The organism is Stenotrophomonas sp. ATs4 (genome assembly GCF_051861585.1).
In the GTDB taxonomy this organism is placed as follows: domain Bacteria; phylum Pseudomonadota; class Gammaproteobacteria; order Xanthomonadales; family Xanthomonadaceae; genus Stenotrophomonas; species Stenotrophomonas maltophilia_AS.
On sequence record NZ_JBLYPK010000004.1, the window covers coordinates 402927 to 418210 of the forward strand.

Genomic DNA, 15284 nt, shown 5'->3' on the forward strand with positions numbered 1-15284 from the left:
CCCTTACGAATCCTTTCGCTGCATGAAGCATCGCGAACGCATCTCCCGTTACCGCCATCTGCGTGAACAGCCCCAGTGGAAGCTGCTCGCTGCCGACCACGCCCCGGAAATCATCGGCCTGCTGCAGGGCCTGCTGATGGACGGCGAGCGCACGCTGCCCTCGTCGGTGCTCAGTGAGCGCCTGCAACGCGCGCTGGACCAGCTCAACGGCGACGAACTGTCGCGCGAGCTGCCGCGCACCGCACAGGCGTACATCGCGCATTGGCTGGCCCAGGGCTGGCTGGAACGCCGCTTGCCCGAAGGCGCCGATCAGGAGCAGTACGAGCTGTCGACTGCGGCACTGCAGGCGATCCGCTTCGCCGACGGCCTTGAGCAGGCCCGCGTGGCCGCCACTGAAAGCCGCCTGGCGCTGGTCATCGAACAGCTCTCGCAGCTGGCCGCGCAGACCGAGTCCGATCCGGACGCGCGCCTGTCCGCACTGCGTGACGAGCGCGACCGCATCGACGCCGAAATCGCCCGTGTCGGCGCCGGCCGCGTGATCGCGCTGGATGGCAAGCGCGCGCTGGAACGTGCGCGCCAGATCATCGGCCTGGCCGACGAGCTGACCGAAGATTTCCGCCGCGTACGTGACGACTTCGAGCAGCTCAACCGCGATTTCCGCGAACGCATCATCGACGACGAGGGCGAGCGCGGCGACGTGCTGTCGCAGCTGTTCGAAGGCGTGGACGTGATCGGTGAAAGCGATGCCGGGCGCAGCTTCCAGGCGTTCTGGCGCCTGCTCAACGACGCCGAGCAGAGCGCCCAGCTCGATGCTGCGCTGGAAGCAGTGCTGGCGCGTGGTTTTGCGCGCCGCCTGGACCGCAACGAACGCAACTTCCTGCGCGGCTTCACCAGCACCATGCTTGAGCGCGGTGGCCAGGTGCACGACGTGCTGCAGAACTTCGCGCGCAGCCTGCGCGGCTTCGTGCAGAGCCGTGGCTATCTGGAACAGCGCCGCCTCAACCAGCTGCTGAAGCAGGCGCAGTCCGAAGCGCTGGCGCTGCGCGACGAGTTCCCTGCACAGCGCGGCATCGGCCGCGACCTGCAGCTGACCACCAGCCGCCTGCGTTCGTGGTCGCAATGGAAGCTGCACGATCCGCGCAGTGCCCAGGTCGATGGCAACGTCGAGTACAACGACGCCGCCGCGATCAGCCTGGAGAGCGTCGGCGACCTGGTCGCTTCATCTGAAATCGACTTCCGCACCCTGCGCCGCGACCTGCACGACCTGCTCGATGCACAGCCGCGTCTCAGCATTGCCCAGGCCCTGTCGCAGCGCGAAGCGCCGCAGGGCCTCGGCAGCGTCATCGGCTACCTGTCGCTGGGCACGCGCTTCGGCAACGTGGTCGCCGGCGAGCAGGAGCTTGCGCAATGGCGTGGTGGCGACGGCCAGGTCCGTCGCGCCCGCATCCCGCTGGTTTGGTTCACCCAGGAGAGACGCCATGAGCTGGCATGAAGATCCCATCGACGCACCGCAGGCCGACGTGGCGGAAGACGCCTACGAAGCCGAGCCGGTGGCGACCGTGGCGCAGCCCCGCCGTGGCAACGACGTGTACTACCTCGGCGATACCGGGCGCCTGCCGCTGGATGCACGCCGCGCGCTGTGCCAGCTGCTGATCGGCCCCAGCATCGACCAGCTGCGCCACGCCAAGCTGTGGCCGGCGCTGATCCGCAGCGAAGCCGCCATCCGTTCGTCGCTGGCGGACCTGTTCCTGGAACTGGTACTCGACCGTGACAGCGGCGTGGCATTCACCCGCCAGGCGGACACCGAAGACGTTGAGGCACCGGTACTGCTGCGCACCTCGCCGCTGACCTTCATCGACTCGGTGCTGCTGCTGTACCTGCGCCAGCAGCTGGCCGAGGCCGATGCGCGCGGCAACCGCGCGGTGGTCGCCGACGCCGAGATGGCCGAAGCGTTGGCCATCTACGAAAAGAATCTGTCCACCGACCGCGCCGGCTTCAACCGCCGCGTCGCCTCGGCGGTGCAGAAAATGAAGGACAACCACATCCTGACCCGCCTCAGCGGCCAGGAAGACCGCCACGAAGTGTCGCCGGCGCTGAAGCTGCTGTTCTCCGCCGAAGACGTGTCCCAGCTTTCGGCGGTTTACCGCCAGCTGCGCGAAACCCCGGCCGCCGAGGCCTGAGAGACCCGACCATCGCATGGCTATCTCCAAGCACACTCCCGCCCTGTTCAACGAAGGCCTGCCGGACCCGCGCCTGCAGCAGTTCCGCATGCGCCGCCTGCAGGTTCACAACTGGGGCACCTTCAACGGCCTGACCGAAGTGCCGATCGCCGAGCGCGGCTTCCTGTTCGTCGGCCGTTCCGGCTCGGGCAAGTCGACCCTGCTCGATGCCATGTCCGCGCTGCTGACGCCGCCGGCCATCGTCGACTTCAACGCCGCCGCGCGTGAGGCCGAGCGCAGTGGCCGCGACCGCAACCTGGTGTCCTACGTGCGTGGCGCATGGGCCGACCAGCAGGACAGCGGCACCGGCGAGATCGCCACCCAGTACCTGCGCAAGGGCGCGACCTGGACCGCACTGGTGCTGGAATACCGCGCCGGCGATGGCCGCGTGGTCAGCCTGGTGCGCCTGCTGTGGATCTCCGGCAACGGCACCTCGGCCGGCGACGTGCGCAAGCACTACATGATTGCCGAGCGTCCGTTCGACATCGCCAAGGATCTCGGCGGTTTCGACCTGGACCTGCGCAAACTCAAGCAGAAGCTGTCCGACCTGCATCACTTCGACACCTTCTCCGGCTACGCCGAACGCTTCCGCGACCTGCTCGGCATCGACAACGAGATGGCGCTGCGCCTGCTGCACAAGACGCAGTCGGCGAAGAACCTGGGCGACCTCAACGTCTTCCTGCGCGACTTCATGCTCGACACGCCGAAGACCTTCGACGCCGCCGAGCGTCTGGTCAGCGACTTCGCCGAGCTCGATGGCGCGCACCAGGCCGTAGTCACCGCGCGCCGCCAGGTGGAAACCCTGTTGCCGGCACGCGCCTACTACGGCGACCTGAAGCAGATGCACCGCCAGCGTGGCGACGACGAAGCACTGAAACTCGGTGTCGACAGCTTCCGCGAAAGCCGCCGCCAGGCGCTGATCGAAACGCGCCTGCGCGAGATGGACGTGCGTGACCGCGGCCTGCTTGGCGAGGAAAGCCAGCGTCGCGCCGCGCTGGACAACCACACCGAGCGCCTGGCTGAGTTGGAACTGCAGCGCCGCCAGCAGGGCGGTGAGCGCATCGAGGAACTGGAACGCGAGCAGGGCCGCGCCGAAGCCGAGCGCGACCGCCGCAAGGCCAAGCGTGACCAGGCCCAGGAAGCCGCACAGCAGCTGCAGGCCGAACTGCCCGACGACGCCCACGGCTTCTCCGAGCTGGTCGAGCGTGCGCAGAACGAACTGCAGGATCGCCAGCGGGCCTCGGCTGCACTGGACGATGCAATCAGCGACCGCCTCGGCGGCAAGCGCGATGACGAGCGCCGCTTCGGTGAAGTGCGCAGCGAACTCGAAGCGATGCAGCGCACCCCCTCCAACATCCCGGCGCCGATGCAGAAGCTGCGCGCGCGCCTGGCCGAGGAAACCGGCATCGCCGAAGCGGCGCTGCCGTTCGTTGGCGAGCTGATCCAGGTCCGCTCGGAAGAGCAGGGCTGGCAGGGCGCCATCGAGCGTGTGCTGGGTGGCTTCGCGCTGTCGCTGCTGGTCGATGACAAGCACTACAACGACGTCGCCGAGTGGGTGAACCGTACCCACCTGGGCATGCGCTTCACCTACTACCGCGTGCGCCGCAACGACGATGCGTTCGCGCGTGAGCCGTCGGCGAAGTCGCTGCTGCACAAGCTGGAGCTGCGCGAGCACGTCTTCGAAAGCTGGCTGCGCCGCGAGCTCGGCAAGCGTTTCGACTACGAGTGCGTGGATGCCAAGCAGCTGCGCAACGTCGACCGCGGCATCACCCGCGAAGGCCAGGTCAAGCATCCGGGCGACCGCTTCGAGAAGGACGACCGCAGTGCGGTGGGCGACCGCCGCCGCTGGATCCTCGGCTTCAACAACCACGACAAGGTGGGCGCTTTCGAGCGCGAAGCACAGGAACTGGCCAAGCGCATCGCCAGCTGCGAGACCGACATCGCGCGCCTGCGCGGCCAGCGTGACCGCGACAACGAACGCCGCCTGGCTTGCCACGAGCTGGTCAGCATCAGCTGGAACGAGATCGACATCGCCGCCCCGCAGCAGCGCCTGACCGATATCGAGGCCACGCTGCGTGACCTGCGCGAAGGCAACGCCGATCTCGCCAAGCTGGCCAAGCAGATCGACGCCGTGCGCGCCGACATCGAGCAGTCCCGCCGCACCTATGAAGACGTCCGCGTCGAACGTGGGCAGCTGGTCAAGGAACGTGATCGCCTCGATCGTGCACGGCAGCAGAGCCGTGCGCTGGTGCTGCCGAGCCTGGCCCAGGAACATGAAGCCGGCCTCGCCGAACGCCTGCAGGAGCAGGGCCCGCTCAGCCTGGAAACGCTGGAAGCGCACATGCGCCAGGTCAGCAACGCGCTGAACGAGCAGCTGTCGTCCTCGCAGCAGGACCTCAACCGCATCGAGAACCAGTTGATTGGCTGCTTCCGTCGCTTCATCCAGCAGTGGCCGGAGGAATCGGGCGACTTCACCGTGTCGGTGGCCTCGGCCGAAGACTTCCTGGCCCGCCTCGAACGCCTGGAGCGCGATGGACTGCCGCAGCACGAAGAGCGCTTCTTCGATCTGCTGCAGAACCAGAGCAAGAACAACCTGCTGGCCCTGCAGCGTCACAGCGCCGAGGCCCGCAAGTCGATCGGCCAACGCCTGGACGAAGTGAACGCCAGCCTGGAACAGGTGCCGTTCAACCGCGGTACGTTGCTGACCATCGAACTGAACGACCGCCGCCTGCCGGAAGTCGGCGAGTTCCACCTGCAGCTGCGCGAGGTGCTGTCGCAGCAGCAGACCGAGCAGCGGGAGCTGGCCGAATCGCAGTTCACTGTGCTGCGCCAGCTGGTCAACCGGCTGGGCTCGCAGGAAGGCGAGGACAAGCGCTGGCGCGAGCTGGTGCTGGACGTGCGCATGCACGTGGAGTTCATCGGCGTCGAGCTGGATGCGGAAACGCGCCAGCAGGTCGAGATCTACCGCAGTGGCGCCGGCAAGTCCGGTGGCCAGCGCCAGAAGCTGGCCACCACCTGCCTGGCGGCCGCGCTGCGCTACCAGCTCGGCGGTGCCGACAGCCAGCTGCCCAGCTACGCCGCCGTCGTGCTCGACGAAGCCTTCGACAAGGCCGACAACGAGTTCACCGCGCTGGCGATGAACATCTTCGACAACTTCGGTTTCCAGATGGTGGTCGCCACACCGCTGAAGTCGGTGATGACGTTGGAGCCGTTCATCGGTGGCGCCTGCTTCGTCGAGATCAGCGGCCGCCACGACTCGGGCGTTCTGTTGATCGAGTACGACGAAGAAGGCAAGCGCCTGAAGCTGCCCGAACGCAGCCGCCAGCAGGCCAACGAACCGGAAGAAGCCGAGGCCTGACTTGGCCGATTGAATGGGGATGCCGGCCAGCGGCCGGCACTACCGGGTCATGAACCGCCCGATGGGGTAGTGCCGGCCGCTGGCCGGCAGCACCTCGCGCCCAAGCATTCTGTAGAGCCGAGCCATGCTCGGCTGCTCTTCGCGATGGGAAACCGTGTGCCAACCGAGGTTGGCACCTACCGGGTCATGAGGCGCATTCACGCCCCGCGCAGCGTATCCCACGCCATCCGCGCGATCAGTACCACCACCAGCCCCACGAACAGCTTGCGGATGAACGGCGTACCGCCCTTCAGCGCCAGGCGCGTGCCCACCACCGAGCCGACGATGTTGGCCGCGGCCATCGGCAGCGCGAACAGCCACAGGATGTTGCCGGTCGGCACGAAGAACGAGATCGCCGCCACATTGGTGGCCAGGTTCACCACCTTCGACGCTGCCGACGCGCGCAGGAAATCCAGCCCGAAGAAGCGCACGAACAGGAAGATCAGGAAGCTGCCGGTGCCCGGTCCGAAGAAGCCATCGTAGAAGCCGATCGCTGCACCGATCGCCAGCGCGATCACCAGCTCGCGGCGGCCGATCTCCTGCGGTCGGTGCAGCGCACCGAAGTCTTTCTTCCACAGCGTGTAGGCCAGCATCGCGATCAGCAGCACCAGCACCAGCGGGCGCACCGCGTCCTTGGGCAGCAGGCTGACCGCGGTGGCCCCGGCGAAGGAGAACACGAAGGCTGTGCCGGCTGCGAACAGCACCGGCTTCCACGGGAAGCGCACGTTGCGCGCGTAGCGCCAAGCCGCTGCACCCGTACCGAACATCGAACTGAACTTGTTGGTACCAAACAGCATCGCCGGCGTCTGCTGCGGCAATACCGTGAACAGTCCCGGCAGCTGCACCAGACCACCGCCACCCACGGCGGCATCGACCAGGCCGGCGATGAAGGCGATCACCACCAGCCACCACAACTCAGGGGGAACCAGTTCCAGCACGGCGATCAATCAAGGTGGGGGCGCGACAGCATACGCCTGTCCTGTACCGGCGACCTATGCCGTACGTGGATCAATCCGCGCAACCCGGCGACAATGCCGACATGAGCCGAAAACCCGCCGATCCCTGCCCCTGTGGCCTTCCCGCCGACTATGCCGCCTGCTGCGGCCGCTTCCATGACGGTGAAGCCGCGCCGGATGCCGAGCGCCTGATGCGTTCGCGCTACAGCGCCTATGTGCGGGGCCTGGCCGACTACCTGCGCCAGAGCTGGCATCCGGACACGCGTCCGGCCGAATTGTCGCTGGATGATGCGTCCGGCCAGCGTACACATTGGCTGGGCCTGACCGTGCACGAGCACACCGTCACCGGTGCCGACAGCGCCGAGGTCCGGTTCACCGCGCGCTATCGGGTGGGCGGCGGCAGCGCGGTGAAGATGACCGAGCACAGCCGCTTCCTGCGCATCGAAGGCCGCTGGTACTACCTCGACGCGGTCTGAGCCTCAGCCACCGCGCACTGCCAGCACGTCCTGCCCGGCATACGCGCGCACCTGGTTGCGACCGCCGTCCTTGGCGGCGTACAGCGCCTGGTCGGCGGCCTTGACCACGGCCGCCGGGCGCGGACCGACGCGGGTGTCAGCCAGACCGATGCTTACCGTTACCTGCACTACCTGTCCGCTGCCGCCCCGCCCGCGCTGCTGGCGCCCGGCGTCATCGTCGCGGCTGCGGGTGCTGCGGTCACGCAGCTGCATGCGGGTGTCCTCGATGCTCTGCCGTAAGGCTTCCACGGCATCGACGCAGGCCATTGCCGGGCGGTCCAGGAACACCACCGCAAACTCCTCGCCGCCATAGCGGAACGCCCGACCACCGTCGCCCACCCGCGCCAGCCGCGAGGCCACCAGGCGCAGCACGTCGTCGCCGGTATCGTGGCCATGGGTGTCGTTGAACGATTTGAAATGGTCCACGTCCACCATCGCGATGCTGTAGGTGCCACGTGCCCGCTGCAGCGTCTCGTTGAACGCGCGGCGCCCGGGCAGGCCAGTCAGCTCATCGCGGAACGCCATGTGGAAGGACTCCTGCAGCATCGCGCCCAGCATCAGCAGCAGGGCCGCGCTGCTCAGCGCCGGCAGCAGCACCGGTTGCAGGAACACCCTCGGCAGCATCCACCACAGGCACAGCAGGGCCAGCAGCATCGCTGTGTGCAGTGGCCGTGGATGCCGCCACGCTTGCCAGCCCAGCGCTGCGGTCGCCAGCAGGAACAGCAGCGCCGGCAGCTGCGCCAAGGCGTTCCAGTCGGCCGGGATCCACGCCCAGTGACGGTTCGACAGCAGATCGTGCATGCCGCGCGGCTGCTGCGTGGCCAGCAGCAGGAAGATCAGCAGTGCGGTACCGCTGGAAACCGCGCGCAACAGCAGGTCCTGGCGACGGCGGCCGCGCTCCGGCCACAGCGACAGACCGGCGAACAGCAGCGGCAGCCACGCTGAGATGGCGTGAAAGCGCAGAGGGGTCATTGCGTCGACATGGCCACTACGCAGGTAGCCGCCAACGTCCCGGTGCAGCAGCGCGAACATGACGGCCACCACCAGCAACAGGCAGAGCGAGCGCACCTGGTGGTAGAGCAGGGCCAGTCCTGCACCGAGGCAGGCCAGCAGCCAGGGCAGGATGCGCTGCGCCGGGCTTGCCACGTCTGCGGTATCCATTGCGGTCCACACCACCACGGCAACCAGCACGGCGGGCAGCACGAACAGATAATGCGCAGGCTGGCGGAGCGGATGCAGGGGCAAGCAGGAATTCCAGCGCGGTGACGACGCGGCCGCAGCATTGCCGTTAGCGGCGCTTTCGCCTGCTTCTTGAATGCGAGGCGGTCACGCATGTGAACGCAATGACGCCGGACCATGACGTCGCACTCACCGGCCTGCGTCGATCCTGCCTGCATGGACAGCGTACCCGCCGCCGTCGCTGCCCCGCAGCACGATCTCGCCCGCCAGTTCGCCCGCATCCGGGCGCGCAGCATGCAACTGGCCGCGCCGCTCAGCGCCGAGGACGCCATGCTGCAGAGCATGGCCGACGCCAGCCCGAGCAAATGGCATCTTGCCCACACCACCTGGTTCTTCGAACGTTTCGTGCTGGCGGGATTTGCCACCGCGCCCGCGCATGACCCGGCCTGGGACTACTTGTTCAACAGCTACTACAAGAGCATCGGGCCGGCGCATGCCCGGCCGCAGCGTGGGCTGCTGTCGCGGCCATCGCTGCAGCAGGTGCGCGACTATCGCCAGCAGGTCGATGCACAGGTGCAATCGCGGCTGGCGGCAGGCGATCTTGATGAGCAGGCGCTGCAGCACCTGCAGTTGGGCCTGCAGCACGAACAGCAGCACCAGGAACTGCTGCTCACCGACATCAAGCATGCGTTCTGGTGCAACCCGTTGCAGCCCGCCTACCGTGAGGACCTGAAGCCTGCCGCCAGCGCTGCCAGTGCGCAGGGCTGGATCGAATCACCCGAGCGTATCGTCACCGTCGGCGCCGCAGCCTGGCCGCGGCATACCGCCTTCGCCTACGACAACGAATCCCCACCGCACCGCGTGCTGCTCCCCGCACACTCGCTGGCCGAGCGTCCCGTCAGCAATGCCGAGTACCGTGCCTTCATCGACGCAGGCGGCTACCGCGAACCGCGCTGGTGGCTCAGTGAAGGCTGGGTAGTGCGTGAAGCCGAGGACTGGCGGCATCCGCTCTATTGGGATGACGCCCTGCAGCGCGAGTACACCCTGGGCGGTTGGCGCGAACTGGATCCGAATGCGCCGGTCTGCCACCTCAGCTACTACGAAGCTGACGCCTGCGCCCGCTGGGCCGGCGCGCGGCTGCCCAGCGAGTTCGAGTGGGAAGCCGCTGCCGCATCGCAGCCGCTGCGGGGCCACTTCGCCGAGGATGACCACCTGCATCCGCAGGCGGGGCAGGGTAGTGGACTACGGCAGCTGTTCGGCGATGTCTGGGAATGGACCCACAGCGCGTATGGCGCCTACCCGGGCTTCCGCCCCTTCGCCGGCAACCTCGGTGAGTACAACGGCAAGTTCATGTGCGGGCAGTGGGTGCTGCGCGGCGGCAGCTGCGCCACACCGCGCGGCCACGTGCGTGCCAGCTACCGCAACTTCTTCATGCCACCGGCGCGTTGGCAGTTCTCCGGGCTGCGCCTGGCCAGGGACCTGACATGAGTACAGTGCAGGACGCGCTGCAGGCATTGACCGATCTCACCCCCGGCCGCCCGCAGATCCTGGCCGATGTGGTGGCCGGGCTGTCGCGCGCGCCGCGCCAGCTGCCCTCGAAGTACTTTTACGATGCGCACGGCTCGCGGCTGTTCGAACAGATCACGCAGACCCCCGAGTACTACCCCACGCGTACAGAGCTGGCCCTGCTCAAGCGCGTGTTGCCGGACATCGGCCGCACCGTTGGCCCGCGCCTGCACGTGGTGGAACTGGGCAGTGGCAGCGGCCGCAAGACCGCGCTGCTGCTGGCCGCCCTGCACGACCCGGTGGCCTACACGCCGATTGAAATCTCGCGTGCAGCGCTGCTGTCCAGCATCGACCATCTGGCACCTGCCCTGCCTGAGGTGGAGATGCTGCCGGTCTGTGCCGACTTCACCCGTCCCGTGGCCGTGCCCATGCCCGAGCGCGAGCCCGCGCGACGGCTGCTGTTCTTCCCCGGATCCACGCTGGGCAACTTCGAAGGCGATGATGCGGTCGCATTGCTGCGGGCGATGCGCCAGACGATGGGCCACGACGGCCTGGCCCTGGTCGGCATCGACCTGCACAAGGACCCGGCACTGATCGAAGCGGCCTACAACGACGCGCAGGGCGTCACCGCCGCCTTCACCCTCAACCTGCTGGCCCGCCTCAACCGCGAGATTGGCAGTGACTTCGACCTCGACGGCTTCCGCCACCGTGCCCGCTACAGCACGGCACGGCTGCGCATCGAAACCGACCTGGTCAGCCAGTGGGCGCAGGATGTCCACCTGGATGGCCGCACCTTCCACTTCACCGCCGGTGAACCCATCCGCGTCGAGTACAGCCACAAGTACACCGATGACAGCTTCGAACAGCTGCTGCAGCAGGCCGGGCTGCAGGTGGTGCAGCGCTGGGATGCCGACGCCCCGGCCTATGGCCTGCGCCTGTTGCGCGCCCTGTAGCACCGATCATCAGCCGGTGCCGCTTCAGGTTCGGCTGCACCGGTAGCCCTAAGATGGCCTTGCACAGGCAACACGGAGGACGCCATGCCCATTCTGACCACGCTCGGCCTGGCGGCCGCCCTCGCATCGGCATCCACACAGCCTGTGGAACCCGCTGGCAGCAGCGATCCTGCGTTCAGCCGCTGCCTGGTGGAACTGCAGTCCACGGCCGCGGCCCAAGGCATCAGCGCTGACCGCTTCAACGAGATCACCGCCGGCCTCACGCCGGACCCCAGCGTGCTCGGCCTGCTCGACGCGCAGCCGGAATTCACCACGCCGATCTGGGATTACCTGGCAGCCCTGGTCGATCGCCAGCGGGCCGAGGATGGTCGTGCGATGCTGCAGCAGCATCGTGACCTGCTCGATCGGGTGTCGGCGCAGTACGGCGTTGATCCGACCACCATCGTCGCGGTCTGGGGCGTGGAGAGCGACTATGGCCGCGTGTTCGGCAAGCGCCCGCTGCTGCAGTCACTGGCTACGCTGTCCTGCGCCGGTCGTCGTCAGGCCTTCTTCCGGGGTGAACTGCTGGCCCTGCTCAAGCTGATCGACCGGGGTGACCTGCAGGCGCAGGGGCTCACCGGTTCCTGGGCCGGGGCGTTCGGCCATACCCAGTTCATGCCAAGCACCTACGCACGCATCGCGGTCGACGGCGATGGCGATGGTCGTCGTGATCTGGTCGGCAGCATTCCCGATGCGCTGGCATCTACCGCCAACTACCTCAAGCGTGCCGGTTGGCGCAGTGGCGAGCCGTGGGGGATGGAGGTGCGTATCCCGGCCGGTTTCACTGCAAGCCAGGCCGGGCGCACCCAGCGCCGCGCGCTGGCCGACTGGCGCGCGCAGGGCGTGACCGCACTGGATGGCAGTGCACTGGCTCCCGCCAACCTGCCGTCCGATGCGCGCGCGGCGCTGCTGCTGCCGGCCGGGACCAAGGGTCCGGCGTTGCTGGTGTTCCGCAACTATGACGCGATCTACAGTTACAACGCCGCCGAAAGCTATGCGCTGGCGATCGCCACGCTGGCCGACCAGCTGCGTGGCGGCAGCGGGTTGGCCACCGCCTGGCCGACCGATGACCCGGGCCTGGGCCGCGACGAGCGCCGCCAGCTGCAGACCCTGCTGCTCGCGCGAGGTCACGACATCGGCAGCGCCGACGGCATGATCGGTACCGCCACCCGTCGCGCGATCCAGACCGAGCAGCAGCGCCTGGGCTGGAGTGAGGTAGACGGTCGCGCGGGCCAGCGCATTCTGCGCGTGCTGCAGGAAGAGGCGGCCGCCGTCGCGCCCGGTGGCCAGAAGTCCTTGCCGGCGACACGCTGACCGCGACATCATCGCCGCGGTCTTCAAGGAGCGTCATCGCATGCAGTCGAATCCGGACATCAGCACTGGCCTTTATCACGGGCTTGAGGCGTGGCACGTGAGGACCCCCGGGGCCACGGCGGTCATCAGTGTGTTTGGTGGCCAGCTGCTGTCATTCATTCCGGAAGGGCAGGTGGACCTGCTGTGGCTGTCGCCGAATCGCGCCGAGCTGCCCACGCCCATCCGCGGTGGCGTGCCGGTGTGCTGGCCATGGTTCGGCCGCCAGGGGCAGAGCGCGGATGTTCCTGCGCACGGCCTGGTGCGTACCGCGCGTTGGGAACTGCTGCAGGCCAACCAGAGCGATGATGGTGACGTGGAGCTGCAGTTGGCGCCCGCGCCCTGCATCGACCTCGGCCTGCGCCTGCAGATGCAGCTGCGCATCGGCCGCCAGCTGCACCAGCAGCTGACCAGCGAGAACATCGGCACCGCCCCGGTGACCTTCACCCAGGCCCTGCACAGCTACTTCCACGTGGGCGATGCCAGCCGCGTCGAGGTCGATGGCGTCGATGGACTGCAGTATCTCGACAAATACGACGACTACGCGCAGGCGCGCCTGCAGCAGGGGCCGTGGTCATTGCGCGATCCACGTGATCCCGGTCGCAGCGACCGTATCTATACCGGTGCCGGCGGCCATTACGTACTGCGTGATCCTGCCTTGCAGCGACAGATCGGGATTCGCAGTACCGGCAGCCAGACCCTGGTGGCATGGAACCCGGGCGCGGACGCGGCAGCGAAGATGGCCGACGTCGGCGATGGCTGGCACGATTACGTGTGCCTGGAGGTGGCCAATGCCGGCCCCGAACAGATCACCCTTGCACCGGGAGCGCGCCACCGGCTGGCGCAGACGCTGACCGTTGCCCCGTTGTAGGCGGTGGCAGCAATTCCAGTTTGATGATGTTCGCAGGAAGGATGGAGAACATGCAGGAAGCACAGTGGTGGTATGCCAATGGCAGGCAGAGCAGTGGGCCGGTCGACCTGGCCGGTCTTCGCCGGCTGCAGCAGGAGGGGGCGGTAACGGCGCGCACGCTGCTGTGGTGCGAGGGCATGCCGTCATGGCGGCCGCTGGCCGAGCTGGACGAGGTGCCAGCCCGCATGGAGGCCGCACCGGCGCAGTCGATCGAAGCCCTGCCCTCCGTCGAAGCCAGCGCGCCCCGGGTCGGTGATCCTTCCGATCCCTACCGCGCGCCGGAGACAACACCGGACATGACCCCCAGCCTCGGGCTGGAAGGCGAGATGGCCCTGTATGCCAGCGTGGTGGGTGGCAATTTCCCGATCTACCGCCAGCGCTGGCGCTTGGATCAAGGCAGCGCTACGGGCACCGGAACCTGGCACTGGCCGGCATTCCTGATCGGCCTGGTATGGATGATGTACCGCAAGATGTACCGCCTGGCTGCGCTGTGGGCCGGCCTCCTGCTGCTGGTCAGTGTGATCGAGACGCTGCTGGAAGTGCCTGAGGGCCTCTCACTGGTCATCACCTTCGCGCTCAGCATCACCACCGGCATGTTCGGCAACAGCTGGTATCTGACCCATTGCCAGCGCCAGATCGCCCAGGCGCGTGCCGTGACCGGGGGCGATGAAGCGCGTTTGCGCAGCGAACTGGCCGCGCGTGGAGGAACCAGCGTGATCGCCACGCTGGCCGCCATCATCGTTGTCATGGTGCTGGCTACGATCGGCGCAGAGCTGGCGGGCTAGCTGGATCAGCGGGCCTGGCGGGGCCGCAGCACCAGCAGGCACAGCGAACCGGCCACCAGGCCCCAGAAGGCCGAACCGATGCCGGCCAGCGTGACACCCGAGGCGGTGACCAGGAACGTGACCAGCGCTGCCTCGCGGTCACGTTCCACCGCCAATGCGCTGGCCAGGCTGTTGCCGATGGTGCCGAACAGCGCGATACCGGCCACGCAGGCCACCAGTTCCTTCGGGAACGCGGCAAACAATGCCGCAACGGTGGCACCGAACAGCCCGACCACGATATAGAAGGCGCCTGCGGCCATGGCGGCGGTGTAGCGTCGTGCCGGGTCCTCATGCGCGTCGCGGCCCATGCAGATTGCGGCGGTGATTGCGGCCAGGTTGAGCGCGTAGGCACCGAAAGGGGCCAGCAACGTGTTGACCACACCAATCCAGCCGATCACGGGCGACACCGGAGCGTCGTAACCGGATGCCCGCATTACCGCTACGCCCGGAATGTTCTGCGAGGCCATGGTGACCACGAACAGGGGCAGGGCGATGCCGGCCACCGCGGTCCACGACAGCGATGGCGCAACCCACTGCGGAACGGCCAGCTGCAGGTGTACCTGCTGTGCGTGCAGCAGGCCACGGCTGGCCGCCACTGCGATGCCGACCGCCAGAGTGGCGATCACGGCATAGCGTGGGAACAGGCGGCGTCCGGCCAGCCAGGTGGCGAACATCGCCAGCGCCAGCACCAGCTGGGTGTTCATCGCCACGAACACATCCAGGCCGAAGCGCAGCAGCACGCCGGCCAGCATGCCGGCGGCCAGTGCCATCGGCACCCGTTGCATCAGCCGGGCGAAGATGCCGGAGAAGCCGGCCAGCATGCCCAGCACTGCGGCAAGCAGGAAGGCGCCGGTAGCTTCAGAAAGAGAGGCTCCACCGGCACCGACCACCAGCATCGCCGCACCGGGAGTCGACCAGGCGGTCACCACCGGCACGCGATAGCGCAGCGACAGGCCGATGCAGGTCACGCCCATGCCCAGCCCCAGTGCCCACATCCATGACGCAATCTGCGCCTGGTCGGCACCGACGGCCTGTGCCGCCTGGAACACGATCACGGCCGAACTGGCGAAGCCGACCAATACAGTAATGAAGCCGGCAACGACCGCCGGCATTGAAAGATCGCGCCACCACCCCCGCCGCACCTGCGTGTTCATTGCCGTCCCTCTACTGAGCATCCGTGCATTGATAGCCTCTGCGGCGTTGGCCGCGCAACGCGCGGTCAACGCCGCAGCGATCTTCGAGCGTACGTCATGCGTGATGTCGCGGCGCTTCTGTCATCAGCATGCAAAAAAAGGCTTGACGAAATCTGCAGGATCTCTAGAATTCGCTCCCTTGCTGCAGCGCATCGCTTCTTCGGAAACGGCACGCGAACAGCGACGCCACCACCGCCGGACGAGATGATCGAACGAAGGTGTTGACGGACTCGAAAAGTCCGG

The 15284-nt window shown here is 67.5% G+C and carries 12 protein-coding genes; 9 read left to right on the forward strand and 3 right to left on the reverse strand.

The features are described 5' to 3' along the window. Positions 1–22: 22 nt before the first annotated feature. Genes ABR323_RS09915 through ABR323_RS09925 form a run of 3 tightly spaced genes read left to right on the forward strand, consistent with a single transcriptional unit; the run spans position 23 to position 5577 of the window. Positions 23–1492, forward strand: a complete 1470-nt coding sequence (locus tag ABR323_RS09915) for a DUF3375 domain-containing protein (RefSeq protein WP_135275613.1) — start codon at positions 23–25, stop codon at positions 1490–1492. Next, positions 1479–2180, forward strand: coding sequence for a DUF4194 domain-containing protein (locus ABR323_RS09920; RefSeq protein WP_439449159.1), 702 nt, complete (start codon positions 1479–1481; stop codon positions 2178–2180). The genes ABR323_RS09915 and ABR323_RS09920 overlap by 14 nt, the downstream gene beginning before the upstream one ends. A gap of 16 nt (positions 2181–2196) precedes the next feature. Beyond that, positions 2197–5577, forward strand: a complete 3381-nt coding sequence (locus ABR323_RS09925; protein ID WP_439449160.1) for an ATP-binding protein — start codon at positions 2197–2199, stop codon at positions 5575–5577. A 197-nt stretch (positions 5578–5774) separates the two neighbouring features. Here the strand turns inward: ABR323_RS09925 and ABR323_RS09930 are convergent, their stop codons facing one another. After that, positions 5775–6554: a sulfite exporter TauE/SafE family protein gene (locus ABR323_RS09930; protein WP_439449161.1), complete on the reverse strand. Its 780-nt coding sequence runs from the start codon at positions 6552–6554 to the stop codon at positions 5775–5777. A gap of 101 nt (positions 6555–6655) precedes the next feature. On the opposite strand from ABR323_RS09930, the gene ABR323_RS09935 reads away from it, so the two are divergent. Next, positions 6656–7048: a YchJ family protein gene (locus ABR323_RS09935; RefSeq protein ID WP_439449162.1), complete on the forward strand. Its 393-nt coding sequence runs from the start codon at positions 6656–6658 to the stop codon at positions 7046–7048. A gap of 3 nt (positions 7049–7051) precedes the next feature. Here ABR323_RS09935 and ABR323_RS09940 read toward each other — a convergent pair whose 3' ends face one another. Next, the gene (locus ABR323_RS09940; RefSeq protein ID WP_439449163.1) at positions 7052–8332 is read right to left on the reverse strand and encodes a diguanylate cyclase; all 1281 of its coding nucleotides are present in this window, start codon (positions 8330–8332) and stop codon (positions 7052–7054) included. 150 nt (positions 8333–8482) lie between these two features. Between ABR323_RS09940 and egtB the strand changes: the two genes are divergently transcribed. The 5 genes from egtB (at position 8483) to ABR323_RS09965 (ending at position 13809) form a co-directional block, all read left to right on the forward strand. Further along, positions 8483–9754 carry an ergothioneine biosynthesis protein EgtB gene (egtB, locus tag ABR323_RS09945; RefSeq protein WP_439449164.1) on the forward strand — a complete coding sequence of 424 codons (1272 nt, stop codon included), beginning with the start codon at positions 8483–8485 and terminating at the stop codon, positions 9752–9754. Further along, the gene (egtD, locus tag ABR323_RS09950) at positions 9751–10725 is read left to right on the forward strand and encodes an L-histidine N(alpha)-methyltransferase (protein WP_135275608.1); all 975 of its coding nucleotides are present in this window, start codon (positions 9751–9753) and stop codon (positions 10723–10725) included. Before egtB ends, egtD begins: the two co-directional genes overlap by 4 nt. 84 nt (positions 10726–10809) lie before the next feature. Beyond that, positions 10810–12078, forward strand: coding sequence for a lytic murein transglycosylase (locus tag ABR323_RS09955; protein ID WP_439449165.1), 1269 nt, complete (start codon positions 10810–10812; stop codon positions 12076–12078). A gap of 40 nt (positions 12079–12118) precedes the next feature. Then, complete coding sequence (locus ABR323_RS09960; RefSeq protein ID WP_439449166.1) at positions 12119–12985, forward strand: D-hexose-6-phosphate mutarotase; 867 nt, start codon at positions 12119–12121, stop codon at positions 12983–12985. Positions 12986–13035: 50 nt separating this feature from the next. Beyond that, the gene (locus ABR323_RS09965; RefSeq protein WP_439449167.1) at positions 13036–13809 is read left to right on the forward strand and encodes a DUF2628 domain-containing protein; all 774 of its coding nucleotides are present in this window, start codon (positions 13036–13038) and stop codon (positions 13807–13809) included. A gap of 5 nt (positions 13810–13814) precedes the next feature. On the opposite strand, the gene ABR323_RS09970 is transcribed toward ABR323_RS09965, so the two are convergent. Beyond that, a complete protein-coding gene (locus tag ABR323_RS09970) occupies positions 13815–15002 on the reverse strand; it encodes a benzoate/H(+) symporter BenE family transporter (RefSeq protein ID WP_439449168.1) in 1188 nt (395 codons plus the stop codon). Positions 15003–15284 lie beyond the last annotated feature (282 nt).